Annotated in this window: 21 protein-coding genes and 3 pseudogenes; 7 read left to right on the forward strand and 17 right to left on the reverse strand. The window is 65.1% G+C overall.

Features of this window, described 5'->3' with window-relative positions:
- Positions 1-180: 180 nt before the first annotated feature.
- The 4 genes from ABIE53_RS19875 to ABIE53_RS19890 are packed head-to-tail and all read right to left on the reverse strand — an operon-like array spanning position 181 to position 3,878.
- A complete protein-coding gene (locus ABIE53_RS19875; RefSeq protein WP_192699777.1) occupies positions 181-1,497 on the reverse strand; it encodes an FAD-dependent oxidoreductase in 1,317 nt (438 codons plus the stop codon).
- On the reverse strand, positions 1,494-1,769 hold the full coding sequence (locus tag ABIE53_RS19880) for a (2Fe-2S)-binding protein (protein ID WP_192699776.1): 276 nt from the start codon (positions 1,767-1,769) through the stop codon (positions 1,494-1,496). The genes ABIE53_RS19875 and ABIE53_RS19880 overlap by 4 nt, the downstream gene beginning before the upstream one ends.
- Positions 1,762-2,889, reverse strand: a complete 1,128-nt coding sequence (locus ABIE53_RS19885) for an NAD(P)/FAD-dependent oxidoreductase (protein ID WP_192699911.1) — start codon at positions 2,887-2,889, stop codon at positions 1,762-1,764. Before ABIE53_RS19885 ends, ABIE53_RS19880 begins: the two co-directional genes overlap by 8 nt.
- Positions 2,886-3,878 (reverse strand): 4-hydroxyproline epimerase, encoded by a 993-nt coding sequence (locus ABIE53_RS19890; protein ID WP_192699775.1) that lies wholly within the window; start codon positions 3,876-3,878, stop codon positions 2,886-2,888. The genes ABIE53_RS19885 and ABIE53_RS19890 overlap by 4 nt, the downstream gene beginning before the upstream one ends.
- Positions 3,879-4,237: 359 nt before the next feature.
- Between ABIE53_RS19890 and ABIE53_RS19895 the strand changes: the two genes are divergently transcribed.
- Entirely contained in the window at positions 4,238-5,143 is a 906-nt protein-coding gene (locus tag ABIE53_RS19895; RefSeq protein ID WP_114157615.1) for a dihydrodipicolinate synthase family protein, read from the forward strand.
- 39 nt (positions 5,144-5,182) lie between these two features.
- Here ABIE53_RS19895 and ABIE53_RS19900 read toward each other — a convergent pair whose 3' ends face one another.
- Positions 5,183-5,905: a response regulator transcription factor gene (locus ABIE53_RS19900; RefSeq protein WP_006052731.1), complete on the reverse strand. Its 723-nt coding sequence runs from the start codon at positions 5,903-5,905 to the stop codon at positions 5,183-5,185.
- A 396-nt stretch (positions 5,906-6,301) separates the two neighbouring features.
- On the opposite strand from ABIE53_RS19900, the gene ABIE53_RS19905 reads away from it, so the two are divergent.
- Positions 6,302-7,603: an MFS transporter gene (locus tag ABIE53_RS19905; RefSeq protein WP_029970130.1), complete on the forward strand. Its 1,302-nt coding sequence runs from the start codon at positions 6,302-6,304 to the stop codon at positions 7,601-7,603.
- Positions 7,604-7,784: 181 nt separating this feature from the next.
- On the forward strand, positions 7,785-9,239 hold the full coding sequence (locus tag ABIE53_RS19910) for an MFS transporter (protein ID WP_192699774.1): 1,455 nt from the start codon (positions 7,785-7,787) through the stop codon (positions 9,237-9,239).
- A 206-nt stretch (positions 9,240-9,445) separates the two neighbouring features.
- On the opposite strand, the gene ABIE53_RS19915 is transcribed toward ABIE53_RS19910, so the two are convergent.
- The 5 genes and pseudogenes from ABIE53_RS19915 to ABIE53_RS19935 all read right to left on the reverse strand — a co-directional run bounded on the left by ABIE53_RS19915 (position 9,446) and on the right by ABIE53_RS19935 (position 11,708).
- Positions 9,446-9,718 (reverse strand): hypothetical protein, encoded by a 273-nt coding sequence (locus ABIE53_RS19915; RefSeq protein ID WP_006052735.1) that lies wholly within the window; start codon positions 9,716-9,718, stop codon positions 9,446-9,448.
- Positions 9,719-9,785: 67 nt separating this feature from the next.
- On the reverse strand, positions 9,786-10,217 hold the full coding sequence (locus ABIE53_RS19920) for a DoxX family protein (RefSeq protein ID WP_006052736.1): 432 nt from the start codon (positions 10,215-10,217) through the stop codon (positions 9,786-9,788).
- Positions 10,218-10,426: 209 nt separating this feature from the next.
- Positions 10,427-10,889 (reverse strand): annotated as a pseudogene (locus tag ABIE53_RS19925) (RbsD/FucU family protein).
- A gap of 109 nt (positions 10,890-10,998) precedes the next feature.
- Positions 10,999-11,274 carry a hypothetical protein gene (locus ABIE53_RS19930; RefSeq protein WP_006052738.1) on the reverse strand — a complete coding sequence of 92 codons (276 nt, stop codon included), beginning with the start codon at positions 11,272-11,274 and terminating at the stop codon, positions 10,999-11,001.
- Positions 11,275-11,339: 65 nt separating this feature from the next.
- A complete protein-coding gene (locus ABIE53_RS19935; RefSeq protein ID WP_107709410.1) occupies positions 11,340-11,708 on the reverse strand; it encodes a nuclear transport factor 2 family protein in 369 nt (122 codons plus the stop codon).
- 491 nt (positions 11,709-12,199) lie between these two features.
- Here ABIE53_RS19935 and ABIE53_RS19940 point away from each other — a divergent pair, with 491 nt between their 5' ends.
- The 4 genes from ABIE53_RS19940 to flhC all read left to right on the forward strand — a co-directional run bounded on the left by ABIE53_RS19940 (position 12,200) and on the right by flhC (position 16,554).
- Positions 12,200-13,084, forward strand: a complete 885-nt coding sequence (locus ABIE53_RS19940) for a helix-turn-helix domain-containing protein (RefSeq protein ID WP_310076217.1) — start codon at positions 12,200-12,202, stop codon at positions 13,082-13,084.
- Between the two features lie 802 nt (positions 13,085-13,886).
- Positions 13,887-15,110 (forward strand): YeeE/YedE family protein, encoded by a 1,224-nt coding sequence (locus ABIE53_RS19945; RefSeq protein ID WP_192699773.1) that lies wholly within the window; start codon positions 13,887-13,889, stop codon positions 15,108-15,110.
- A 531-nt stretch (positions 15,111-15,641) separates the two neighbouring features.
- Positions 15,642-15,962 carry a flagellar transcriptional regulator FlhD gene (gene flhD / locus ABIE53_RS19950; protein WP_006052742.1) on the forward strand — a complete coding sequence of 107 codons (321 nt, stop codon included), beginning with the start codon at positions 15,642-15,644 and terminating at the stop codon, positions 15,960-15,962.
- A 13-nt stretch (positions 15,963-15,975) separates the two neighbouring features.
- Entirely contained in the window at positions 15,976-16,554 is a 579-nt protein-coding gene (flhC, locus tag ABIE53_RS19955; RefSeq protein ID WP_006052743.1) for a flagellar transcriptional regulator FlhC, read from the forward strand.
- Positions 16,555-16,677: 123 nt separating this feature from the next.
- Here flhC and ABIE53_RS19960 read toward each other — a convergent pair.
- The 7 genes and pseudogenes from ABIE53_RS19960 to ABIE53_RS19990 all read right to left on the reverse strand — a co-directional run bounded on the left by ABIE53_RS19960 (position 16,678) and on the right by ABIE53_RS19990 (position 25,405).
- Positions 16,678-18,007: pseudogene (locus ABIE53_RS19960) on the reverse strand (Nramp family divalent metal transporter).
- 61 nt (positions 18,008-18,068) lie between these two features.
- On the reverse strand, positions 18,069-19,271 hold the full coding sequence (locus ABIE53_RS19965; protein ID WP_006052745.1) for an acyl-CoA dehydrogenase family protein: 1,203 nt from the start codon (positions 19,269-19,271) through the stop codon (positions 18,069-18,071).
- A gap of 223 nt (positions 19,272-19,494) precedes the next feature.
- Complete coding sequence (locus tag ABIE53_RS19970) at positions 19,495-20,151, reverse strand: methionine ABC transporter permease (RefSeq protein WP_006052746.1); 657 nt, start codon at positions 20,149-20,151, stop codon at positions 19,495-19,497.
- Positions 20,144-21,304: a methionine ABC transporter ATP-binding protein gene (locus ABIE53_RS19975; protein WP_192699772.1), complete on the reverse strand. Its 1,161-nt coding sequence runs from the start codon at positions 21,302-21,304 to the stop codon at positions 20,144-20,146. The genes ABIE53_RS19970 and ABIE53_RS19975 overlap by 8 nt, the downstream gene beginning before the upstream one ends.
- Positions 21,305-21,322: 18 nt before the next feature.
- Positions 21,323-22,721 (reverse strand): annotated as a pseudogene (locus ABIE53_RS19980) (LLM class flavin-dependent oxidoreductase).
- 43 nt (positions 22,722-22,764) lie between these two features.
- Complete coding sequence (locus ABIE53_RS19985) at positions 22,765-23,604, reverse strand: MetQ/NlpA family ABC transporter substrate-binding protein (protein WP_006052749.1); 840 nt, start codon at positions 23,602-23,604, stop codon at positions 22,765-22,767.
- A gap of 211 nt (positions 23,605-23,815) precedes the next feature.
- Complete coding sequence (locus tag ABIE53_RS19990) at positions 23,816-25,405, reverse strand: efflux transporter outer membrane subunit (RefSeq protein WP_192699771.1); 1,590 nt, start codon at positions 25,403-25,405, stop codon at positions 23,816-23,818.
- Positions 25,406-25,407 lie beyond the last annotated feature (2 nt).

Consider the following 25,407-nt stretch of genomic DNA (forward strand, 5'->3'; position numbering starts at 1 on the left):
GGTCCCGTGGGTCCGAGCCGGTTGTGAGAGCGGATGCGTGAGCGGTTTGTGAGGCTTGTGGCGCTACGTTGTTTGCAGCCGATGCGGTTCGGTTCTGGTCGATTCACCATGCATGCGCCGTCGATTATAAAGCCGCCGATTCGCCGACAATATGCGCGTGCCGGCGATGATCGGCGCACGTCATTCGGCCTGCGGCGGATGCCCAGCCGCTGCGATCAGCGTGCCGACTTGCGCGGGACTGAATGGCGGACGCGGCGCCGCCGATGGCCAACCAAAGTACACGTCGGCCGCGGTCCCGCAGATCTTTCCCTGGCAGGCGCCCATCCCGCAACGGGTGTGCAGCTTGGCGTCGCGCCAGTTCTGGAACGCGCGCACTTCGCCGACGCTGACGTCTTCGCAGCGGCATAGCAGGGTGTCGTCGGCGGGCGGGATGCGCGCGGCGGGCTGCAGAGCGAAGGCGGTTTCGACGCGCGCCGCGAAGCGGCGCCAGCGTTGGCGTTGTGCGTGAAGTGTGCGGAGGCGGGAGCTTGCGGTTAGTTCGGGGCTCGATCCGTCGACGCTGCTGCGTTCACCCACGCCCAACCCCGCGATTTCCCCTTCGATCGACGCCAACTCCGCGCCGCCCACTCCCGTGCACTCGCCCGCCGCAAACACGCCCTCGACCGAGGTGCGCTGCGAAGCATCGACGACGATGCCGCCTGCTTCGTCGATGGCACAGCCGAGCGCCTGCGCGAGCGTGACATTCGGCACCAGCCCAAAGCCGCACGCGACACGCTCGCAATCGAGCGTCACCCTGCGCTCGCCGCGCCGGATCGTGACCTGTTGCACGCGGTCTTCGCCGTGCGCCGCTTCGACCATGCTGCTCGTCCAGTAGCGCGTGCCGCCGAAACCGCGCGTCATTCTCACGGCCTGCCGCAGCTTCGCGGGTTCGCGTAGAAGCGAAGCGCCAAAACGCGCGACCTTTATGGCCGAAGCCTGCTCGACCACCGCGAGCACTCGCGCGCCCGCGGCGCGTGCCGTGGCCAATGCGGCGATCAGCAACGGACCGCCGCCCGCAATCACGACGCGCTCGCCGCGTACCGGCATGCCGCCTTTTATCAGCGCCTGCAGCGCGCCCGCGCCGGTCACGCCGGGCAGCGTCCAGCCGGCGAACGGCAGCAAGCGCTCACGTGCGCCGGTCGCCAAAATCAGGCGCTCGTATGTCATGCACGCGCCGCCTCGTTCCGCCGATTCGACCAGCAGACCACGCGGCGCGAGCGGCGCGATGACGCGCGTCGACGGAAAATGAGTCACGTTCCCGTGGCGGCTTAAATCGGCGAGCAGAGCGCGCAGCGGCGACTGCGGCGCGATGCCGGGTCCCTGCCGCCAGATCTGGCCGCCGACGCGCGGATTGTCGTCGAGCAACGCGACGGCCGCGCCTTCGCGTGCCGATGCAAGCGCGGCGTGGAGACCGGCCGGGCCGGCGCCTACTACGATCACGTCGAAGTGCTGAGTCACGGTGCGTTCACCTTCTGCGTATGCACGACTTGCCCATCGCGGCACAACGTCTGGCACGCAAGCACATGCGCGCGTCCATCTACCGTTACGCGGCATTCCTGACAGACACCCATCCCGCAGAGAACAGCGCGCGGCTCGCCGCGCACGGACAGTCGCGTGCCGCTCGCGCAACCGCCAACCACCAGAGCCGCCGCCACAGTCGTCCCAGCATCGACCTCGACACTCACTCCGTCGATCATCACCCGAACCCGCGCCTCGCCACTCTTACTCATGCGCCACCTCTCGCACGAACCGCGCAGGCAAATAAGGCTCGACCGGAATCGCCGCCGTCTCTCCGACGATCTGCGCGGCAAGCAGCTTCGCCGTCGCAAGCGACGTCGTCACACCCAGCCCCTCATGACCGACCGCAAGCCACACGCCGGGCACGGCGTCGCCGGCCGGACCGATCAGCGGCAAGCCATCCGGCGATGCCGCGCGAAAGCCGGTCCATGCGCGAATGCCGTTGAGCTGCGGCAGCATCGGCAGATAGTGCGCGGCGCGCTGCAGCATCTGCGCGAGCACGGGCATCTCGACTGCGGGGTCGGTCGTGTCGAACTGGCGCGATGAGCCGATCAGCAACTGCCCCGTCGGCCGCGGCTGCGCATTGAATGCGACCGACGTGCCCGTCGCGTGGTGCGCGCTCTTGATATAGCCGAGCTCGAGCAATTGATGATGGATCAGTTCGGGGTAACGGTCGGTGATCAGCAGATGGCCTTTCTTCGGTTGCAGCGGCAGCGTCGGCACGAGTTCGCGCGCGCCGAGGCCGTTTGCGACGATCACATGCCGCGCGCCGCGCCGCTCGCCGTTCGCGAGCGTGACGCCCGTTGCATCCACGGAAACAACGGACGCGCCGAGCCGCACGCCGATGTTCGCCGACGCCGGCGATTGCGTCAGCAGCCACTCGGCGGCCGTCGGCGCGTACACGATGCTGTCGTGCTCGATGCGCAAACCGCCGACAAGCGACGCCGCCACCGCCGGCTCGCATTGGCGCAGCGCGGACGCGTCGAGCAGTTGCGCTGTAACGCCATGCGCTTCGTAAGCGGCGTGCATGGCGCGGGCGGCTTGCCATTCTTCTTCGTCGGCGGCGAGCCAGAGCGTGCCGCAGCGCGCGAACGCGTCGCGCGTGCGCAGCCGAGGCGCGAGTTGCAGCCAGAGGTCGCGCGAATAGAGCGAGAGCGCCAGTTCAGCGGGCGAGTCGTTCATCACGACGATATGGCCCATCCCGGCCGCCGTCGCGCCGCCGCCGATGCCTTGCGCGTCCAGCACCTCGACGCGCATGCCGAGCGCGGCGAGTCCGGCCGCGCAGGCCGCGCCGACGATGCCCGCGCCGACGATCAATGCATCCGCCGTCATGCCGTGCGGATGCCCCACGCGAACGGATCGCGTTCGTCGAAGCAAAGCCGCCCTTCCGCCGTGATATGCGCGTGTCCGGTGATGGTCGGAATCACGCAGACGCCGTCGTCCGCGTGACGATAGCTCGCCTCGAACACGCTGCCGATAATGCTCTCCTGCCGCCACACCGCGCCTTCGGCGAGCTTGCCGTCCGCCGCGAGGCACGCCACTTTCGCGCTGGTGCCCGTGCCGCACGGCGAGCGGTCGTACGCGTTGCCCGGACAGAGCACGAAACTGCGGCTGTCGATGCCGTCGCGCGAACCCGGCTCGAAGAGTTCGATATGGTCGATCAACGCGCCATCCGCGCCGGTGATCCGCTGCGCGATCAACGCGCCATCCGCGCCGGTGATCCGCTGCGCGATCAGCGCGTCGCGGATCGCGGCGCTGAACGCCGTCAACTCAGGAATGTGCGCCGGCTCCAACGAACGGCCATGTTCGGCGACGAGGAAAAACCAGTTGCCGCCCCAGCCGATGTCGCCCGTCAACACGCCATATCCCGGCACGTCCACCTGAACGGCCTCGCGATAGCGATACGCCGGCACATTGCGCACGGCGACGCTGCCGTCGTCGTTGAGCGTCGCTTCCACCACGCCGACGGGCGTCTCGATCCGATGACGCCCTGGCGCGATCCGCCCCATATGCGCGAGCGACACTACGAGGCCGATCGTGCCGTGTCCGCACATGCCGAGATAGCCGACGTTGTTGAAGAAGATCACGCCGGCCGCGCACGACGGGTCGTCGGGTTCGCACAGCAGCGCGCCGACTACCACGTCCGAGCCGCGCGGTTCGGTGACGATGCCGGCGCGCCAGTCGTCGAAGCGCGTGCGGAATACGTCGAGCCGCTCTGCGAGCGTTCCGCCGCCGAGATCGGGGCCGCCGGACACGACGAGGCGGGTCGGTTCACCGCCGGTGTGGGAGTCGATGATATTGAGCGTTTTCATGACGCACATGGTAGGAACGGCGCACGCGCGAGTCTTGGTGCGACTGCGCGTGGATTGTGACGATTTCGGCATAGGTTGTGGTTTTACCGCTGCGTGGTTCCGCAGGCCACGCAACGCTGAATGAACTTGCGGCCGCGCCTCGGCCGCAGCGGCGAAGGCACGGCCGTTTGCCCAGCGCGGATTGCCGCACAAGCGCCTCTCAGCCGCGTCTTAACATATCGCAAAAACGCAGCACCGCCCTGTGGCTTATTTGCGACCTCGAACCCCACTATGCCGAAATCGTCATCCGCCACGCGCGATTGACGCAAGACGGCGGCGTTTTCGCTGCTTACACTGCGCTTCGACTCATCACATTCAGGAGAGCAGTCGTGGCGCATATCTGGGAAGGCGTATTGCCGGCGGTCACCACCAAGTTCAACGCGGATTTCAGCATAGACCGTGCGTGGACCGCAAAGAATATCGAAGCGCAGATCGACGCGGGCGTGGACGGCATCATCGTGTGCGGATCGCTTGGCGAAGCGTCGACGCTCTCGCTCGACGAAAAGCTGGAAGTGCTCGACATCGCCGTGGACGCCTCGCGCGGCCGCGTGCCGGTGCTGCTGACGATCGCGGAAAACAGCACGCTCGACGCCTGCCGCCAGGCCGAACACGGCAGCCGGCGCGGCGCCGCCGGTTTCATGGTGCTGCCGGGCCTGCGCTATCTGTCCGATCGGCGCGAGACGCTGCATCACTTTCGCAGCGTCGCCGACGCAAGCGCGCTGCCGCTGATGATCTACAACAATCCGCTCGCGTACGGCGTCGATATGACGCCCGAGATGTTCGCCGAAATCGCCGACGAGAAAAAGATCGTCGCGATCAAGGAATCATGCGGCGACGTGCGGCGCGTGACCGATCTGATCAACGCGGTCGGCGACCGCTTCGCGATTCTGTGCGGCGTCGACAATCTCGCGATGGAAGCCATCCTGATGGGCGCGCATGGCTGGGTGGCCGGTCTCGTGTGCGCATTTCCGCATGAGACGGTGGCGATCTACAAGCTGTTGAAAGCGGGACGCCTGGAAGAAGCGCGGGCGATTTACCGCTGGTTCGCGCCGCTGCTCGCGCTCGACGTATCGTCGAAACTCGTCCAGAACATCAAGCTCGCCGAAGCGATGGTGGGACTCGGCACGGAGCCGGTCCGCCCGCCGCGCCTGCCGCTTGCGGGCGACGAGCGCGCGGCGGTGGAAGCGTTGATCCGCAAGTCGCTAGAAACGCGGCCGCAATTGCCGCGCCTTTGAGCGAGTGCCGGTGTGCGAGTTTGAGCGTGAATAAAGGCTTCAGGCCGCCTGCGGCTGCGCATGCACGGCGTCCTCGTGACGCAGATGCAGCAGCCTGTAGCCGCTCTTATAAACCGGCTGCAGGCGAAACTCGTTTTGCGGCTCGATTGCGAGCAACAGACGCAGCCGCGACACGTGGCTGTCGATGGTGCGCGTGAACTCGCGGAATTCGCGGCCCCACACCATCGCGAAAATGTGATCGCGCGACATCACGCGGCCAATGTTCGAGAAGAACAGCGAGGCGAGCCGGTATTGCGTGCCGGATAACGCGACCGGCTGGCCGCGCAGCATGACGACCTGGCGATGCGTGTCGAAGCGGTACGGTCCCACGTCGAAGCTCGCGGTGCCGAAGCGCTCCGGATAGGCCCGCCGCAGCAACGCCGTGACGCGCTCGCGGAATTCGGCCGGGCGCAGCGGCAGTGACGCGTAGTCGTCGGCGCCGTTGACGAACGCGCGCACCATGCTCTCCTCGGACGTGTCGCGCGACACGAAAATCACCGGCATCCGGTCGCCGCCGACCGCGCGCGCCGTGCGCAACACCTCGGTGCCCGACAGGCGCGTGCCGTGCCAGTCCAGCACCAGCAGATCCACGGTGGATCGGGCAAGCGTTTTCGACATGGTGAGACCGTCGTCGTAGCCCGCGCAGGTATGGCCCGCGCTCGTCAGAATCTTTTCAATCGACTGACGCATGACGGGATCACGTTGGAGAATGGCAATGCGCATGGGATGACTCATAACTGATGGCGTGGACGCGATTCTCGAAGGCCCACCCGCGCTATCCCATAGGACCAATCCTAATTTAGCGTTTGCTCAGACGAATCCGCTCGACGAATCGCCGACGGACTACAGCCGACTTCCTGTACCCAGGCCCGGCTTTCCCCAAGCCCGCCACGAAACGCGGACTCAAGCAGAACTTTCCCAATCTAATTAAGCACTTCCCGAGGCGAATCGCTTTCATCCTGTAAAATCGCCGGTTGGCTTACTTCGTCATCGCGCCGCCCTACCCGGGACGGCGCGCCGGTGTCCCGCGCTCTACCCAGCCGTTGCCACACTTCTCGCCCGACGAGCGCCGTTTTTCCACGCCACACGTGGTTTCCAATTCAACACAACGACATAGCAATGCAAGCGACAAATCTGGGTGGAGCGCAGGCTGTCACCCCACGCCCGCTTGGGCGCAGCGACTATAAAACGCTCGGCCTCGCGGCCCTGGGCGGCGCACTCGAGTTCTACGACTTCATCATCTTCGTGTTTTTTGCGCCGGCAATCGGCCAGCTATTCTTTCCGGCCGCGATGCCGGACTGGCTGCGCCAGGTGCAGACCTTCGGCATCTTCGCCGCGGGTTATCTGGCGCGGCCGCTCGGCGGCATCATCATGGCGCACTTCGGCGATCTGTTCGGCCGCAAGCGCATGTTCACGCTGAGCGTGCTGCTCATGTCCGTGCCGACGCTGATGATGGGTCTCCTGCCCACCTACGCGAGCATCGGCGTGATGGCGCCGGTTCTTCTGCTGCTGTTTCGCGTGATGCAGGGCGCGGCGGTCGGCGGCGAGGTGCCGGGCGCGTGGGTGTTCGTCTCCGAGCACGTGCCCGAGCGGCACATCGGCTATGCGTGCGGCACGCTGACGGCCGGGCTGACGGCGGGCATCCTGCTCGGCTCGCTGATCGCGTCGGCGGTGAATCGCAACTTTGCGCCCGCTGAAATCGCCGATTACGCGTGGCGCATTCCGTTCCTGATCGGCGGCGTGTTCGGCATGTTTTCGGTTTATCTGCGCCGCTGGCTGCACGAAACGCCGGTGTTCGCCGAGCTCAAGCAACGCAAGGCGATTGCCGCCGAAGTGCCGCTCAAGGCCGTGCTGCGCGACCACGGCCGCGCGGTCATCGTGTCGATGCTGCTTACGTGGATGCTGTCCGCCGCGATCGTCGTCGTGATTCTGATGACGCCGACGCTGCTGCAAAAGCAGTTTCACATCGCGCCGGCCACCGCGCTGCTCGCGAACTGCGTGGCGACGCTGTGCCTGACGATCGGCTGCGTGATGGCGGGCTCGATCGCCGGGCGCGTCGGCGCGGGGCGCACGATTTTCATCGGCGGCCTGGCGCTGGCGGCGACCTACTATGCGATGTTCCAGCAACTCGCCGTCGATACATCCACGCTCGTGCCGCTGTACGGCGTGACTGGTCTGCTCGTCGGCGTGATCGGCGCGATTCCGTTCGTGATGGTGAAAGCCTTTCCGCCGGTCGTGCGCTTCTCGGGCATCTCGTTTTCGTACAACGTCGCGTACGCGATCTTCGGCGGGCTGACGCCGATCGCCGTCTCGCTGATGATGAAATCGAATCCGATGGCCGCGCCGTTGTACGTCGGCACGATCTGCGTGCTGGGCGCGCTGACTGCGCTGTTCATCAAGGACGCGCCGCACAAGCGCTGATCCTCCGTGTGCGCTCATGAATGACGCGAACGGCGCGCCTTTGACGGCGCGCCGTTCGCGCATGTGCGAGCGAGTGCGTTCGTTCAGGCGGCGACGCGACTGAGCGCATATCCTGCACGGTCTTTCACCGACATCGACACTTCACGCCGGCACGAAACATCGGGCGCGCCATCGGCCTACGATGTGTCGCATGAACTCCCAAAAAACACCCGTTTCGCCCGCCCTCGGCCGCGTGCTCGCGACCGTCAGCGTCGGCTTCGTCGTCACGCAGTTGGACGTGACCATCGTCAATATTGCGTTGCCGCAGATCGGCGCGAACCTGCACGCGAACGTCGCGGGCCTGCAATGGGTCGTCGACGCCTACACGCTCGCCTTCGCCGTGCTGATGCTGTCGGCCGGCGCGCTCGGCGACCGCTTCGGCGCGCGCCGGCTGTATGCGGCGGGCATCGTGCTGTTCGCGCTGGCGTCGCTTGCCTGCGGCCTCGCGCTCGACGCGCCGATGCTCGTCGCGGCCCGCGCGCTGCAAGGCGTCGGCGCCGCCGCGATGCTGCCGAATTCGTTGGCGCTGCTCAACCAGTCGTACGGGCACGACCCGAAACTTCGCGCCCGCGCGGTCGGACTGTGGACGGCGTCAGGCGCCATTTCGATCGCCGCCGGCCCGGTGTTGGGCGGCCTGCTGATCGCGGCCTTCGGCTGGCGCAGCATTTTCCTCGTCAATCTGCCGATCTGCGCCGCCGGCTTTCTCGCGACCTTGCTGTGGGTGCCGCGTCCGCAGGCCGCCGCGAAAGCGGATACCAGCCCGCGCGGCATCGACCTCGGCGGCCAGTCGCTCGCCGTTGTCGCGTTGACCGCGTTCGTCGCCGCCGTGATCGAATGGCGGCCGCTGGGGCTCAGTCATCCGCTCGTCGCGGGCGGCTTCGTGCTCGCGGCGCTCGCGGGCGGCGCATTCGTCGCCGTTGAGGCGCGGGCGCGCGCGCCGATGCTGCCGCTGTCGCTCTTCAGCAAGCGCAGCTTCAGCGCGGCCGTGCTGTTCGGCATCTGCGTGAACATGACTTATTACGGCATGGTCTTCGTGCTGAGCCTGTATTTGCAGCGGGCGCGCGGCTACACGCCGTTGCAGGCCGGGCTCGCGTTTTTGCCGCTGACCGGCGGCTTCCTGATTTCGAACGTGGCAAGCGGCTGGGTGGTCGGACGCTTCGGCGTGCGTGTGCCGATGATCGCCGGCGCCATCACCGCCGGGCTCGGCTACGGCCTGCTGCACTTCGTCGATGCCGGCACGCCGCTCATTGGCTTGCTGCTGCCGTTCCTGCTGATCCCGTCCGGCATGGGGCTCGCCGTGCCGGCGATGACGACCGCCGTGCTGGCATCGGTGGAAGCGCGGCGCGCGGGCACGGCGTCGGCGGTATTGAACACGGCGCGCCAGGCGGGCGGCGCGGTGGGCGTGGCCGCCTTCGGCGCGCTCGCGAGCGGCTCCGCGGCGACGCAAATCGTTTCGGGCATGCAAACGGCGACGGCGATCTCGGTCGGCCTGCTGGTGTTCGGCGGCGTGATGAGTTGCCTCGTGCATCCGCAGCCGCATTCGTCGTCGACGGCGCGGGGCGACGCGGACTCCGTGCGCGTGGGCAATTCGCGCTGATGTTGCAGACTGGCTGTCGATGCTTCGTGCGCCGCGTCTCGGTTCGCGTTCGTTCGTTCGTCTCGGCTCGCCTTTAAACGCACGCGCAATAAAAAACGACCCCGGCGGCTCGAGGCCACAGGGGTCGTCAGCGGTCTATCCGACGTCTACTAGACATGTATCAGGCGCTCAGCCACGAGCGCGCCCTGCACCACTGCGCCGGCGAGCTACAGCGGCGCTTCCTGAATCGTGCCGGTGTTGATCGCGGCTTCGATCAGCCCTTCGTTTTGCGCCTTGCTGATTGCATCGGCGATCAGTTTTTCCGGCTCTTCGATCTCGGCCTTGATCGCGCCCAGGAATCCGGACGCATCGAGAACGACGAGCGTTTTCGCGGAATCGGCAAGGCTGATGATCACGCGATGCGGCGTGGGCCCTTCGCCAAGACTCGCGCACAACTGCAGCACCTTGCCCCCAATGGATTGCTCGAAACTTTGAATCATATGTGCTCCCTTGATTGCGGCCGAATACGGCAGCCGGTCGAACCGGCTAAATCGTGAACGCGGGCGCTCAAAGGCCCAACCCGCTGCGCGGCGCGCGCGCACCGTCGATACTGATACGCCCCGCGCCGGTCACGAACAGCAGCAGAAAACCACCGGCGATACCGATGTTTTTCCAGAAATGAATCACCATGTCGCGCTGCAAGGCGGCGTCGGTCACATTCCAGAAGTCGTGGCCCAGGACCGCGGTTGCCACCGTATAGACCGCCATGATGAGCGCGAGCGGACGCACCTTGAAGCCGACGATCAGCAGCAGGCCGCCCAATGCCTCCACGGCGGTGGCGATCGGCGCGGCGATCTGCACGAACGGCACGCCCTTCGAATGCAGGTAGCCGACAAAGCCCGCATAGCCCAGCAGTTTCATCACGCCGCCCCACAGGAACAGAACGGCAAGCGCGATACGCGCGATGAGAATAACGCCGGAATCGACGGGACGCGTCATGAGGTGCTCCTGTAGATGAATAAGCAGCAGACCCGGTTAAAGGGCCACAGTTCCCTGCTTTGCCTCTGAGCATAAGTGGATTGCCCGCGCTTTCCAAGGCGGGCAAGCGTTGGATGCGTAGTCTGCGACGCCGGGGATGCCCGGCGGCACGATTGGCTTCAAACGTCTTCACCGACGCTGACGCCGCGAACCGGCGGCGTCGTGCACTATCAACGCGGCGCGTCGGGCGCGAGCAGCACGCCTTTCGTGAAGACGAAGCAGCCGTAGCCACGGTCTTCACCCGTCGCGATCACGCAATACGCTTTTGCGCGCGCGCTCGTAAAACGCGAAGCGTTCGATGGATGCAAACGGCACCTCGCGCCCCTCGGCGGCATTGACCTCGATCTGCGCCTCGCGCTGCACGGCCGGAATGGTATGCGGCTCGCCGACGACTTCCATCCGCGACGCCGGTTGCTCGATGAAGGTATCGAGCGGCAGCACGGAAAGCACGGCGCGGACCGCACGCGGCGCGCTCACGCCGTCCAGATGAAGCAGCTTGCCGAGCACCGTGGAATGCGCGACCGAGTTGCCCGGAAAGTTCGCGTCGCAGATCACGAGTTCGTCGCCGTGGCCCATTGAGCGTAGTGCATGCAGGATGTCGGCGTTCAGCAGGGGATCGAGGTTCTTTAGCACTGTGTCTCCATGCAAGTTGCTTGCGGTTATTCGAATGGATTGAATCGATTGCCTTGATCGCAATACGGCAAACGATTGTAGCAAGCAACGTCGCGCGCTTCGGAGAGATTCAGTGCGCCGCGCAAGACGCGCCGGGCGCGCCGGACGCCCCACGCCTCTTGCCGCGGCAACGCCACCGCAACCATCCGATGATCGCGAGCAGCATCAGCCCCGCGCCGCCGAGCACCGGTTCGCGCCAGCCGAGCAACGCGGTGAACATGAACGCGCGCGTGCCGGCGAGCAGCGCGAAGCCGGCGATCGCGCCGGAGAACGCGTCCATCGCGGCAGCGAATCGCGCGAACGTTCTGACGGGCGAACGAGTCGTGACGCCGGCGGGCTCGTGCATGATGCTCTCCATGAAAGATGGGCGGTGGTGATTGGCGATGGCTAATTGCGATTGGCGGTGGCCGCTCAGGCGCCCGCTGGCACCTGGTCGAGGAAGCCGGTCACGGACTGAAGGCGCCCGTGCGCGTCGACCGTGCCGAAGTCGGAGCCCTTGACGATCGCATCGCCGGCGGGCGTCACGAGTTCCCACGAAAAGCGCAGGCGATTGCCGAAGCCGTCGACGTCGGTCGAGCGGCGAAACGTGTGACCGGCAAAGCGCTCCTGCACGGCCTGGATCATCGCGTCGATGCCGTCGTGGCACGCGCCGGTCATCAGCGGGTCGCGGTAATCGGCGTCGCGTGCCCAGGTCGCGGCGATAAGTTCTCGGCGGCGCGCGCCGTCGGTCTCGTTCCATGCTTCGAAATAACGATCGATCAGGTTGGTATGCGCGTTCATCTCCCACTCCTATGGCGTGATAGAGCGCTACGCTCGGCACGCGGGTCGCATGCGGCGGGCTCGGAGTGAAGATTCGCGGTTTGCGCGACGTCGGTCGATTACGTGGCAGGTAATCGGGGTGCTGCGGTGGGCGGGGCAATGTGGCGGCTGGGTGGCGAGGCGTAGCCATGCGCTGCGAGAGGAGCAGCGAGGTGCGGCCACGCGCGGCGAGCGGCAGCGGGAGCGACGGGACGGGGACGGCCAGCGGCGAGGCGGCCAGCGGCGAGGCGTAGCACTGCGCGGCGAGAGCGGCAGCGAGGTGCGGCCACGCGCGGCGGGCGGCGACACGAGCGACGGGACGGCTAGCGGCGAGGCGCAGCCATGCGCGACGAGAGGGGCAGCGAGGTGCGGCTACACGCGGCGAGCGTCAAGCCACAAACGACGTGCGACACGCCCCACCCATTACCTCCCAGGTAATGGATTGCCGCGGCGCTTTGGCTATCATCGGTGGCATGAACACACTTTCTCTTGCGCAAGGCGCCGCGTCGGCGCCGCCCACGGCCAGCCGCAGCGTCGGCGATCTGCTGCGTGAATGGCGGCAGCGTCGACGAATGAGTCAATTGCTGCTCGCCGCCGAAGCCGACATCTCGACGCGGCATCTGAGCTTCGTCGAGTCCGGCCGCGCGACGCCGAGCCGCGAAATGGTGATGCACCTCGCCGAGCGCCTCGACGTGCCGCTGCGCGCGCGCAACGCGCTGCTGGTCGCCGCGGGATACGCGCCGCTGTTTCGCGAGCGTCCGCTGTCGGACCCGCAACTGAGCGCCGCGCGCGAGGCCGTCGAACTGGTGCTGAAGGGCCACGAGCCGTATCCGGCGCTTGCCATCGACCGTCACTGGACGATCGTCGCCACCAACAATGCGCTCGCACCGCTGCTCGCGAGCGCAAGTCCCGAATTGTTGAAGCCACCCGTCAACGCGTTGCGCCTGAGCCTGCATCCGGAAGGCATTGCGTCGTCGATCGTCAACTGGCACGCGTGGCGCGAGCACGTGCTCGCGCGGCTGCAACGGCAAATCGACGTAAGCGCCGACGACACCCTCAGCGCGCTGCGCGACGAGCTGGCTGCTTACCCGAGCCCGCTAGGCGCCGCCGCGCCCGATGCCGCCGATAGCCCGCTCAACCAGATCGCCGTGCCGCTGCGGCTGCGCACGCCGCTCGGCGTGCTGTCGTTCTTCAGCACGACGACGGTGTTCGGCACGCCAGTGGACGTGACGCTTTCTGAACTCGCCATTGAGGCGTTCTTTCCGGCGGATCCGCAAACCGCGGCCGCACTGCGCGACTTCGCGGAGAAGCAGCGGGTGGACGGAACTGCGGACGGGGAGGCGGCTGCCGGCGCGTGAACGCGTGGTCGCGTGGCTGCGTGGTCGCGTGGCTGCGTGGCTGCGTGGTCGCGTGGTCGCGTGGCTGCGTGGTCGCGTGGTCGCGTGGTCGCGTGGTCGCGTGGGCGCGTGGGCGCGTGGGCGCGTGGGCGCGTGGGCGTGCGTAGCCGTGCGTGGTCGCGTGGTCGTGCGTGGTCGTGCGTGGTCGCGTAGTCGCGTAGTCGCGTAGTCGCGTAGTCGCGTAGTCGCGTAGTCGCTTGTACGCGCGACACGACGCCGGGCTGGGCGCAAGATCGGCGACGCTTTCTCGCGCGTCGCCTGAAGTAGCGCCGCGAGGTTGCGGTCGGGATCGTGGAGTTGATTGAGGCCTGCGGGCTGAGCTCGCGACCGCGAACAGGCGGGAGCAGAACGCATATGACAGCGCTCCGCTTGACCAACCGCACACGGCGGCGCGACGCTCAATGGACCGCGTACGCCGGCACAGCGCTTGAGCGACCGCAGACGGCGGCGTTGCGCTCAACGGACCGCGTGTGGCAGCGCTCTGCTCAACCGCCCGCAGACGGCGGCGTAACGCTCAACGGACGGCAGCCAGCGCCACGCCGAACCGACAGGCACACGCCAGCGCCCCGCCGAACCAACGCACATACGCTAGCGCCCCTCTCGACCGAGACACACACCCCGCGCCGCGCCCCTCTGCGCGAATCTCCCCCACGTGCTATCTTTTTCGATCCACTTTGCATGTGTCGACCCAGCGCGTTGAGCCTCCCGACGACGTTCACGTCGCGAGCCGCCGCCGCGCCAAAGTCCGCCTACCGTACTCATCATGTCCGATCTCTCCACTCCGCTTTCCCGTGCGCCGCGCCGCTACGACCTCAACCCCAAACCGCTTGCCGCGGCTCTGCTGCTGATCGCGCTCGGCGCCGTCTATCTGGCGCAGACGGTCAGCGGCCGCCAGGCCGCGCTCTACATAGTCGGCGCGCTGCTCGGCCTGTCGCTCTATCACGCGGCATTCGGCTTTACGTCGGCGTGGCGCGTATTTATCGCCGATGGCCGCGGCGCCGGCCTTCGCGCGCAGATGCTGATGCTCGCCGTCGGCGTCGTGCTGTTCTTCCCGGCGCTCGCGTCGGGCAGCCTGTTTGGGCATCCGGTTGTCGGTCTGGTCGCGCCCGCGGGCACGTCCGTGGTGGTCGGCGCGTTCATGTTCGGCGTCGGTATGCAGCTTGGCGGCGGTTGCGCGTCCGGCACGCTGTACACGGTCGGCGGCGGCAGCACGCGAATGATCGTCACGCTCGCCGCGTTCGTCACCGGCTCGGTCGTGGCCACCGCGCATATGCCGTTCTGGACCGCGCTGCCGTCGCTCAAGCCGCTCTCGATGGTGACGACGCTCGGCGCGGGCAGCGCCATCGCGATCAACCTGGCGATTTTCGCGGCCATCGCCGCGCTGACAGTGCTCGTCGAACGGCGCCGGCACGGAGGCCTCGTCAACGAGGCGGCACGCCCGCCGCGTGCGTCGCCGTGGCTGCAAGGGCCGTGGCCGCTGTTCGTCGGCGCGCTCGCCCTCGTGCTGCTCAACTTCGCGACGCTCGCGCTGTCGGGCCGCCCGTGGGGCGTCACCTCGGCGTTCGCGCTGTGGGGCGCAAAGCTCTTCGCCGCGCTCGGGATAGACGTCGCGAGCTGGCCGTACTGGGCGACCCGCGCGAACGCAGGCGCGCTGGCGGCGCCTGTTACACACGACGTCACGACCGTGATGGACGTCGGCATCATTCTCGGCGCGATGGCCGCCGCCGCGCTGGCCGGGCGTTACGCGCCGGTCTGGAAAGTGCCGATGCGTTCGCTGATCGCGGCCGTGGTCGGCGGCCTGCTGCTCGGCTACGGCGCGCGCCTCGCCTACGGCTGTAACATCGGCGCGTACTTCAGCGGCATCGTCTCCGGCAGCCTGCACGGCTGGCTGTGGCTCGTCGCGGCGTTTGCCGGCAACGTGCTAGGCACGCGCCTGCGGCCCGCGTTTGGCCTCGAAGTCGAACGGGTACGTCGCACCGGCTGCTGATTCTCACCGGGGAAGTTACAAAGTCGCCCTGGTTTGTAACCGGGGCGGTAGCAGTCCGTTACAACTGTCTTCTGTCCCCAAAGCACGAAAAGCCGACGGTATTTATTACACATTTTTCTTCGGCTTTTCTCTTTCCCTTTCATTCAGACTTATTTACCGGTTGTGCGCACAACGATCCGCTGTTGCGCGGACGATACGCCGTCATCCCCGCCCTACAAGGGTTTTCATGGATCAGACCATTGCCGGCGTGGCCGCAAAAGCCGTGTAGCATCGCCTATTACAGGCCGGTGAAATTCTTACCGAAATTTGATGCATCTTTTTGAGATATTTTTTCGAGAAGGGATTGATTTCTTGTTTTGCCCTTCATACAATTCGTCCCAAGCTGTTACGAAATGTAACGCGATGTATCAAAAGGTCGCCATCTGTATCAACCGAGCGACCCGTAGCCGAAGGACAACGTTTTCGGCGAGGCACAAAAGAGATAACGGCAAAAAGCCGACTTAGTAATTCGGGGCTTCGGAAACACAGAAAATGGACCGTAGCAGCGAGACGCTGGACTCAATCCGCGAGATTAACCTGTCGTACATCATGCTTGCGCAACGCATGTTGCGTGAGGACAAACCCGTCGGCATGTTCCGTCTGGGCTTGTCGTCGGAACTGGCCGATCTGCTTGCCGGGCTGTCGCTCGCGCAGATCGTCAAGCTGGCCTCTTCCGATCAGCTTTTGTGCTTCTTCCGCTTCAACGACCACTCGATGTTGTCGGCGTTGACGCAAACGACGAAGCACACCGCAGTTGCACCGACTCACGCGGCCATCCTGCTTGCAGGCCAGCCCGCCGAGCAATTTGCCTAATAGGGTGACTGCGATGCTTAAGCGTAGCCTGACGGAAGACGCACAAGAAGTGTTTCGCGCCATCGCGCTGATCGAACTGGGCGCACGCATGCAGGTGCTCGAGAGCGAGTTGACGCTCTCGCGCGATCGCATGATCCGCCTGTATCGTGAGGTGAAGGGCGTATCGCCGCCCAAGGGCATGCTGCCGTTCTCGGCGGACTGGTACATGACGTGGCTCGCGAACATTCACGCTTCGCTGTTCTACAACACGTACCTGTTCCTCAAGAACGAAGCGCGCTGCTCGCATCTCGACGCGCTGACGAAGGGATATCGGCTGTATCTCGAGCACTGCAAGCACAGCGAAACCGAACCGGTGCTGGACTTGACGCGCGCGTGGACGCTGGTGCGTTTCTTCGACGCCGACATTCTGCAACTGACGAAGTGCTGCCGTTGCACCGGCAAGTTCGTCGCGCACAAGCACGACTTGCAGCACAACGTGGTGTGCGGCGCGTGCCAGCCGCCGTCGCGTGCCGGCAAAACGAAGAAGGCCGCGGCGGCTCGCCAGGAAGCAATGGAAGCTGCGCAGGTCGCGCAGGTCGCTCAAGCCGCCTGAGCCAGGCAACTCGTTGGACCCACGATGACGGCTGGTCCGCCCGATTCGTACCGAAGCCTCAAGAAAAAGTCCGCGCAGAATAAATTCTGCGCGGACTTTTTTGTTTGGTGCTGCGCTGTTCTCTTACCCCGCCAGTCCCACCGTCTGCACGACAAGCCAGAGATTCGCCGCAGTAATCACCGCAAACAGCGACCACGCGACGATTCTCGTCAGCAGCGTATTCGCGAACTCGCCCATCAGCGAACGGTCGCCCGTCATGCGGATCAGCGGATAAAGCGCGAACGGCAATTGCAGGCTCAACACGACCTGGCTTGCGACGAGCAGTTTGCCCACCGCGCCGTTGCCCATCATCTGCACGCCGATCAGCGCGGGAATCAGCGCGAGCGCGCGTGTGATGAAGCGACGCTGCCAGCAAGGAATCTTCAGCTTCAGAAAGCCTTCCATGATGACCTGTCCCGCGACCGTGCCCCGTGAACGTCGAGCTTTGTCCCGATGCCAGCAGCGTGACCGCGAACAACACCGCCGCGAAGCCGGTGCCGACAATCGGCGCGAGCAGCTTGTACGCGTCTTCGATTTCGGTGACCTGATTGTGGCCGGTTGCATGAAACGCAGCGGCCGCGAGAATCAGGATCGCCATGTTGATCATCAACGCGAGCAGCAGCGACGCGATGGTGTCGATGCGCGACATGCCGATTGCGGAGCCGATGCTCGCGGGATCGCGCTTGACCGCGCGCGTCTGCACGATCGACGAATGCAGATACAGGTTATGCGGCATGACCGTCGCGCCGAGAATGCCGATCGCGAGATACATCGGCTCGCGCGAACTCAGCGCCTGCCACGACGGAATCAGCCCTTGCGCGACCGACGGCCAATGCGGCTTCACGAGCGCAAGTTCGACGATATAGCCGACGCCGATCGTCGCGATCAGGCCGAGCATGATCGCTTCGAGATCGCGGAAATTTTTGCCCTTCAGGCCGAGCACGATCAGCGTGTCGAATGCCGTGAGCAGCACGCCCGTGGTCAGCGAGCATTTGAAGAGCAGATGGAATGCAAGCGCGCCGCCGAGCACTTCGGCGAGATCGCACGCGATGATCGACAACTCCGCGAGCAACCATTGGAACCGCGCGACGGCCGGCGAATAACGCGCTCGCGACAGTTCAGCGAGATCGCGCCCGGTGACGATGCCAAGACGCATGCTCAGGCATTGCAGCGCCATCGCCGCGAGACTCGAGAGCATGACGACGAACAACAGGCTGTAGCCGTAACGCGAGCCGGCCTCGATGTCGGTCGCCCAGTTGCCCGGGTCCATATAGCCGATCGAAACCAGCAGGCCGGGGCCCGCAAACTGCAGGATCTTCTTCCAGAAAGGCGCGCCTTGCGAGACGGCGACCGAGCCTTGCACTTCGGATGGGCAAAACGGCGCCGTTGCCGTGGTCGGTAGTTTGAACTGCAATCCGGGAATCTCTCGAGGAGGAATAAAACCGCCGCGCAGAATGGCTGCGCCGCGGACCGCCTCAAGTGTACAAAGAAACTTCCGGCAATGTCCCGCTCAGTGCATAACGGCCGACATCGCGCACGCGATAGTCGAGCGGATCGTGCAGCGTGTGCACGCGCGCGTTGCGCCAGAAGCGGTCGAGTGCAAGCGGCCCGTGCGTGGCGCGCGCGCCGCATGCATCGAACAGTTTTTCGCTGACGTCGAGCGCCGCGCGATGCGCGACGATTTTCGCTTCGGATGTGGCGAGCGCCACATGCGCGCGCGCTTCGGCGGACAGCGAGGGGCCTTCGCGCCACGCGGCGTCGAGCGCCTGCGCGGCGCGCTCCGCCAGCGCCTCGGCGCTCACCGCCTGGATGCGCATTTCGCCGAAACGCTGGATCAGGTACGGATCGTCGGTCGCTTTCGCCACGCCCGAAGTCAGCCACGGTTTGCCGTATTGCGTGACATACGCTCGGGCTTCGTCGAGTGCGCCTTGTGCAATGCCGACGAACAGATTGGTCATGACCTGCTGCGAGACGAGCGTGCGCAAACTCGCGTACGGCGTATCCGCGCGATGCAGCACTTCGTCCGGCTCGACCCTGACCTGCGCGAATGAAACGCTGCCGCTGTCGGTCTGCCGCTGCCCGATCGGATTCCAGTCTTCATTGACGGTGATGCCCTCGCGCGTGGTCGGCACTACTGCAAATACGGAATTGCCGGTGAGCGGATCTTGTGCGGAGACCGTCATCATCTGCGAGCCGCGCGTGCCTGAGCAAAAGCCCTTCTGGCCGTTCAGAAGATAGCCGCCGTCGATGGTTGCACTTGCAACGAGGCGCGTATCGAGCGGATTCACCGCATTGCCCCACCACCATCGTTCCTTGACTGTGCCGCTCAAATAGCGCGCGCGCTGTTCGGCATTGCCCCACACATTAATGCTCACTTCCTGCAGGAACGTGAAGCCGAGCAGATGAGCAAGCGCGCTGTCGACCTGCGCGATCTTGCGAATCACCTGGTAGATATGCGGCCACGATGCGCCCTCGCCGCCGAATTCGCGCGGCACGGCGAGCGTGAGCAGGCCGGCGTCGGCGATCCACTGTTTTTCCTGTGCGGCATGGCCGCCGGCAAGATCGCGTTGCGCGGCGCTCGCATGCAATGCGTCGAGCAGGCCGGTGAGATCTCGCACCGCCGGCGCGGCGGACGCCTCGCGCGCGTGCAGCGCCGCGGCGTGACCTGAATCGTTCATGCTGTTTCCAGTGATGATGTTTGCGGTGTGACCTGCGGTGCAGGCGGGACCGTGCTGACGCTCACGAGAGGCTCACGGCCGTCATCCGGCAGGTTTCATGATAGGCGGTGATGCTGGCGACCGATAGGAGCGGCGCTATTCGTCATGCGAAAGCGCTGTATCAGCCGGTCGCCTCAAGAGCGTCGCAAGTACCCTGCGTTCGTTCGACGCACAACGCCGCTTGTCACGCGCGTTGCGCGAGCCGCCGCACGAAGCGGTCGCCCACCAGTTGCACCGCCGTCACGATTGCAATCAGCAACGCGATGACCGTGACCATCACCGTGGTATCGAAACGCTGATAGCCGTAGCGGATCGCCAGATCGCCGAGGCCGCCCGCGCCGACCGCGCCCGCCATCGCGGAAGAGCCGATCATCGCGACCACCGTGATCGTGAAGCCGCCGACAATGCCCGGCAACGCTTCCGGCAACAGCACATGCCAGATGATATGCCGGCGCTGCGCGCCCATTGCCTGCGCTGCCTCGATTAGTCCACGGTCCACTTCACGCAGACTCACTTCGGCCACGCGCGCGAGAAACGGAACCGCGGCGATGCTAAGCGGCACGACCGCTGCCCACACGCCGATCGTCGTGCCGATGAGTAAGCGCGTGAGCGGCAGCAATGCGACCAGCAGAATGATGAACGGCGTCGAGCGGAACGCATTGACGAGCGCGCCCAGCGTGCTGTTCACCGCGCGCTTTTCGAAGATGCCGCCGCGCGTGGTCGTGACCAGCACCAGCGCCAACGGAATGCCGACGAGCGCCGCGATCACCGCGGAGATGCCGACCATCAGCACCGTATCGCGTATCGCACCGACGAGTTCGGAAAGCCAGAGCTCAGACATAGCCCAGCACCTCGACATGATTCGCGTGGCCGCGCGCGCGTTCGAGCAATGCGGCAATCTGCGCGTGCACACTCGCGCGTTCGTTCGCGCGCACTTGCGCCGACACGATCAGGCGCCCTTGCGCATGCCCCTGAATCCGGTCGATGCCGCCATGCACGAAACTCACGCTGCTTCCGTCGACGCTGAGCGCGGACGCGAGGCCGGCGAGATCGGGATCGCGCGCGTCATCGCCGGTGAAGCGCACGTCGAGCAGAACGCGTGCGTCGGCTTGCGCGATATCGGCGAGCGGCTTCACGCGCTCCGCGAGATCGGCGGGCAAATCATGCACCAGCGTGCGCAGCAACGCTCGCGTGGCATCGTGCTGCGGCTCGCCGAATACGCGCCACACCGGGCCCGTTTCGACCACACGGCCACGCTCGATCACGGCAACCGTATCGCACACTTCACGAATCACCTGCATTTCGTGCGTGATTAGAACAACAGTCAGCTTCAGGCGTCGATTGATGTCGCGCAGCAGTGCGAGAATCGCCTGCGTCGTTTCGGGATCGAGTGCGGACGTGGCCTCGTCGCAGAGAAGAATGTCGGGGTCCGTAACGAGCGCGCGTGCAATGCCGACGCGCTGCTTCTGCCCGCCTGACAAACTGGCCGGATACGCATCGCGCTTCGCCGCCAGACCGACGAGTTCGAGCAATGCATCGACCTTCGCGTCGATTGCCGCCTTCGGCACGCCCGCAATTTTGAGCGGCAACGCGATGTTCTCGCGCACCGTCTTTGCGGACAGCAGATTGAAGTGCTGAAACACCATGCCGATGCGTCGGCGCAGCGTCACGAGTCCGCGTTCGTCGAGTTCGCCGACACTTACGCCATTCACGCGCACCGCGCCCGAGCTCGGCTTTTCGAGTCCGTTGACGAGCCGCAGCAACGTCGATTTGCCCGCGCCGCTGCGCCCAATAATGCCGAACACTTCGCCGCGCGCAACGTTCAACGTGACGTCCGCGAGAGCCGCGGTCGACGCGCCGCGCGTGCCCACAAAGACTTTGCCTACGTTGTCGAATACGACAGCGGCCTGCGTCGGCGCTGCGTTCGAAACCGGTTCGGCTGCACGCGACGGCGCGTCCTGAATGAACTGCGGCACATCGAAAAGATTAGCCATGCTTTGCTCCTGTCAGACTTACGCGGTTTGCTCGACGTTTGCACGCGCGCGCCGATGCTGCGCGCCGGCATGCACATCGGGCAAACGCGCGCGGCCGCCGCCGAACAGCTTCTCGCGCAAAGTCGGCGCGGGATCGTAGTCTTCCTTGTAGACGCCGCGGTTTTGCAGTTCGGGCACGACGAGATCCACGAAGTCCTCGAACGATTCCGGCATCACCGTGCGCGTCAGATTAAAGCCATCCACGCCCGCTTCTTCGATCCACGACACGAGTTCGTCGGCAATCTGCTGCGGCGAGCCGACCACCGGTTTCGCGCGACCGCCGAGCGTCATCTGTTCGAGCACTTTGCGTTTGGTCCACACGCCGCTCACGCTCTTTTTGGAAATGGCTTCGACTGCGGATTGCATCGACTCCGTCTTCACATACGAGATCGGCTCGTCCAACTCGTATTGCGAAAAGTCGATACCTGTCGAGCTGGAAAAGTGCGCGATGCCTCCTTCAGCGCTTGCATAACGCCGGTACTCTTCGAACTTCTCCTGCGCCGCGCGCTCCGTTTCGCCGACCACTACCGTAATGCCCGCGAAGATCTTGATGTCGTCGGGCGCGCGCCCAAAGCTCACGGCTCGCGCGCGAATGTCATCGACAATGGAACGGGTCAACTGCTTGTTCTGTCCGCCGACAAACACGCACTCCGCATGACGCGCCGCGAAATCCACGCCGCGGCTCGAAGAACCCGCCTGATACAAAACCGGCGTGCGTTGCGGAGAAGGCTCACTCAAATGAATCGCGTCGATCGAATAGTACGGACCGTCATGCTTCACGCGATGCACCTTGCCCGGCTGCGAAAAAATGCGCGCGGCACGGTCGCGCACCACGGCGTCGTCTTCCCAGCTTTGCTCCCAGAGCTTGTAGACGACGTCCATGTAATCGTCGGCGCGGTCGTAGCGGTCGTCGTGACTGATCTGCTGCGCGAGTCCCATGCCGCGCGCGGCGCTGTCCAGATAGCCGGTCACGATATTCCAGCCCACGCGGCCTTTGGTCAGATGGTCGAGCGTCGACATGCGGCGCGCGAACAGATACGGCGGCTCATACGTGAGATTCGACGTGACGCCAAAGCCGATATGCCGCGTCACATGCGCCATCGCGGGCACGATGAGCGCCGGGTCGTTGATCGGAATCTGCACCGCCTCGCGCAACGGTGTGTCCGGACCGTTTTGATAAAACGTCGTATACGCCGACAATATCCGCGAGAAAGATGCCGTCGAACTTGCCGCGTTCGAGCGTCTGCGCGAGACTCGTCCAGTAGTCGAGATCCGTGTAGTGCGCAGAGCGATCCCGCGGATGCGTCCATAAGCCATGATTGATGTGGCCGACCGCATTCATATTGAACGCGTTCAGCAGGATCTTTTTCTTCGGCATCGCGTAGTCGCTCCTGTTGTTCTATCCGGCGCGCGAGCGCCCCTTACCACGCGACTGCGTACAGATTGCCGAACGCTTTATCGAGCGCGGCGCGCACGGCCGGCGAATGCTGATAGATCGAAATGAACTTGCGAATACGCGGATCGTTCGCGCTTTCCGGACGCACGACCCATTGAATCGCGTAGTTCTTGTTCTCGAGGCCGTCGAATAGCAGCGCGCTATTCGGGTCCGTCGTTCCCGCGAGCTTGATGAAGCTCGGGTAGCCTTGCGCGAGGTCGACGTCGTCGAGCGAACGGGCGAGTTGCGAGGCTTCGAGCTGAACGATCTTCAGATGCTTCGGGTTGTCGATAATGTCGAGCGTCGTCGCGCGATAGTCGATGCCCGGCGTCAGCTTGATGAGCCCCGCGCGTTGCAGCAGCAACAGGCCGCGCCCGCCGTTCACTGGATCGTTTGCGATGGCCACGGTCGCGCCGTCTTTCAGTTCGTCGAAGCGTTTAATCTTTTTCGAGTACAGACCGATCTTCATGATCGTGCCCGGCGCAATCGCGACAAAGTTATAGCCGCCCTGCTTCTTTGCATTCTCGAGAAACGGAATGTGCTGGAAGTAATTGACGTCGATGTCCTTGTTCGCGAGCGCGGCGTTCGGCGTATTCCAGTCGGTGAATTCGATCACCTTTACATCGAGTCCCTGCTCTTTCGCCTCGCGCACCGCGATTTTGAGTGCTTCGATTTGCGGGCTCGTCGCCGTGCCGATCTTCAGCGTCGGCGCATCCGCCGCGAACGCGGGCGCCGCGGGCAAAGCAAGTGCAAAGCCGAATGCGCTCAGAAGCGCGAGCGTCGGCGCACGGAAAAAGCGCCGCGCGTTGGAAAGAAAAGTGCGCATGGTGGACTCTTGATGAAGATGTGATGTATTCGCGGCGAGTCAGATCGACGGCCTGCGCCAAGGTGCGAATCATCATAGAGGCCACGATGCCTGCGGGTCTACGAACGGATTTTCGAAAGGAAAGCGCGAAAAAAGATTTGCGAAAAAAAACCGGAGCGCGCTTGCGGCGCGGTCCGGTTCTACAACAGCAGTCAATAATAGACCGAAGCGTTTAGCGCTTTGCCACCTGTTGGTCGGAAGGTGCAGCCGGCGTTGTAGCCGAACCCACGGCCGTATCCGACGCCGGCACATCGCCCCAACCGCCGCCGAGCGCGCGAATCAGGTTGACGGTCGCGACCGCTTGCGTGCCCTGCAAATGGCTCGCTTGCAGTTGCGTGCTCAACACCTGCCGCTCGCCGTCGATCACGTCCAGATAGCTGACCGCGCCCTCGGTGTACTGCGTACGCGACAGACGCGCCGCGCGTTGCGACGCCTGCACGGCATTGTTTTGCTCGCGCATCTGATCGTCGAGCAGACGCAGATCGGCCAGGTTGTCCTCGACTTCGCGGAACGCGACGAGAACTTGCTGACGATACTGCGCGACGTCCTCGTCGTATTTCGCACGAGCCTGCGCGAGATTCGCCTTACGCCGGCCGCCGTCGAACAGCGGCAACGTCAATGCAGTGCCGGCAAACGGCCCGAGAATGAACGCGCGGCTCGACCACATGAAGAGATCGCCCAGCGTGGCCGACTCATAGCCGAATGCGCCGGTAATGTCGAGCTTCGGGAAGAACGCCGACTTCGCGAGACCGACGCGCGCATTTGCCGCCGCCATCGCGCGCTCGGCCGCCGACACATCGGGCCTGCGTTCGAGCAGCGCCGAAGGCAACCCCGGCGGCACGCGCACTCCGACCGGCACGAGCGGCGCTTCGGCGAACGAGAAGTCTGCCGGCGGCTTGCCGAGCAGAATCGCGAGACTATGCTCGGACGCCGCGCGCTGACGTGCGACGCCTACTGCGTCGGCGCGTGCGCTCGCGAGTTCATTGCGGGCACGCGACACATCCAGTTCGCTAATGTCGCCTTCCTTGAAGCGGCGCTCGACGAGCTTCAGCGTATCTTCACGCAACGCCACTGTACGGCGATACAGGTCCTGGTCGGTATCGAGCTCGCGCAACTGGAAATAGTTTTGCGCGACGTCGGCCTGCAGCGACAACTGCACCGAACGGAACAGCGCTTCGCTTTGCTGCTCGTCCGCACGCGAGGCGTTCACATTCGAACCGACACGCCCGAACAGATCCGCCTCATACGACGCGCCGACCTGCGCGCGCCAAATGGTGCCGGTCGTGCCGCCCACGCTATCCGGCTGGAATTGCGAGGCCGCCGACGCCCGTTCGCGCGTCGGGCCGAAGCCCGCGTCGAACTTCGGGAACCAGTCGGACTTCGCCGCACGCGTGACCGCACGCGCCTGCTGCACACGCGCCGCCGCCGCTTTCAGGTCCTGATTCGCGGCAGCCGCCTGCTCTTCGAGCGCGTCGAGTTGCGGGTCGCCGAAAATCTTCCACCATTCGCCGCGATGCGCGTCGTCCGCGGGTTGCGCGGTTTTCCACGTACCGGTGTCCTGAGCCGACGCACCCGACGCACCCGACGCAGCCGATGCAGCCGACGCGCCCGAAGCCGCGACCGGCGCTTCCTTGAACGCGGTCGGCGTGTCCACTTCGGGACGCTTGTACGTGGGCTCAACCGAGCAGGCGGCGAGCAGCGCGAGCAGCAAACCGCTCGCTGCCGCACGGCCCCATCCACTCAAAATCTCAAAGCGTTTCATTG

The organism is Paraburkholderia sp. OAS925 (genome assembly GCF_040543975.1).
Taxonomy (GTDB): Bacteria; Pseudomonadota; Gammaproteobacteria; order Burkholderiales; family Burkholderiaceae; genus Paraburkholderia; species Paraburkholderia graminis.

Coding starts and splice junctions, on each gene's coding strand:
- ABIE53_RS19990 (WP_192699771.1), bottom strand. CDS start 25,405: ATGAAACGCTTTGAGATTTTGAGTGGATGGGGCCGTGCGGCAGCGAGC.
- ABIE53_RS19985 (WP_006052749.1), bottom strand. CDS start 23,604: ATGCGCACTTTTCTTTCCAACGCGCGGCGCTTTTTCCGTGCGCCGACG.
- ABIE53_RS19905 (WP_029970130.1), top strand. CDS start 6,302: ATGCAAGCGACAAATCTGGGTGGAGCGCAGGCTGTCACCCCACGCCCG.
- ABIE53_RS19915 (WP_006052735.1), bottom strand. CDS start 9,718: ATGATTCAAAGTTTCGAGCAATCCATTGGGGGCAAGGTGCTGCAGTTG.
- ABIE53_RS19900 (WP_006052731.1), bottom strand. CDS start 5,905: ATGCGCATTGCCATTCTCCAACGTGATCCCGTCATGCGTCAGTCGATT.
- ABIE53_RS19975 (WP_192699772.1), bottom strand. CDS start 21,304: ATGGCTAATCTTTTCGATGTGCCGCAGTTCATTCAGGACGCGCCGTCG.
- ABIE53_RS19910 (WP_192699774.1), top strand. CDS start 7,785: ATGTGTCGCATGAACTCCCAAAAAACACCCGTTTCGCCCGCCCTCGGC.
- ABIE53_RS19965 (WP_006052745.1), bottom strand. CDS start 19,271: ATGAACGATTCAGGTCACGCCGCGGCGCTGCACGCGCGCGAGGCGTCC.
- flhD (WP_006052742.1), top strand. CDS start 15,642: ATGGACCGTAGCAGCGAGACGCTGGACTCAATCCGCGAGATTAACCTG.
- ABIE53_RS19970 (WP_006052746.1), bottom strand. CDS start 20,151: ATGTCTGAGCTCTGGCTTTCCGAACTCGTCGGTGCGATACGCGATACG.
- ABIE53_RS19935 (WP_107709410.1), bottom strand. CDS start 11,708: ATGAACGCGCATACCAACCTGATCGATCGTTATTTCGAAGCATGGAAC.
- ABIE53_RS19890 (WP_192699775.1), bottom strand. CDS start 3,878: ATGTGCGTCATGAAAACGCTCAATATCATCGACTCCCACACCGGCGGT.
- ABIE53_RS19885 (WP_192699911.1), bottom strand. CDS start 2,889: ATGACGGCGGATGCATTGATCGTCGGCGCGGGCATCGTCGGCGCGGCC.
- ABIE53_RS19930 (WP_006052738.1), bottom strand. CDS start 11,274: ATGCACGAGCCCGCCGGCGTCACGACTCGTTCGCCCGTCAGAACGTTC.
- ABIE53_RS19880 (WP_192699776.1), bottom strand. CDS start 1,769: ATGAGTAAGAGTGGCGAGGCGCGGGTTCGGGTGATGATCGACGGAGTG.
- ABIE53_RS19940 (WP_310076217.1), top strand. CDS start 12,200: ATGAACACACTTTCTCTTGCGCAAGGCGCCGCGTCGGCGCCGCCCACG.
- ABIE53_RS19945 (WP_192699773.1), top strand. CDS start 13,887: ATGTCCGATCTCTCCACTCCGCTTTCCCGTGCGCCGCGCCGCTACGAC.
- flhC (WP_006052743.1), top strand. CDS start 15,976: ATGCTTAAGCGTAGCCTGACGGAAGACGCACAAGAAGTGTTTCGCGCC.
- ABIE53_RS19920 (WP_006052736.1), bottom strand. CDS start 10,217: ATGACGCGTCCCGTCGATTCCGGCGTTATTCTCATCGCGCGTATCGCG.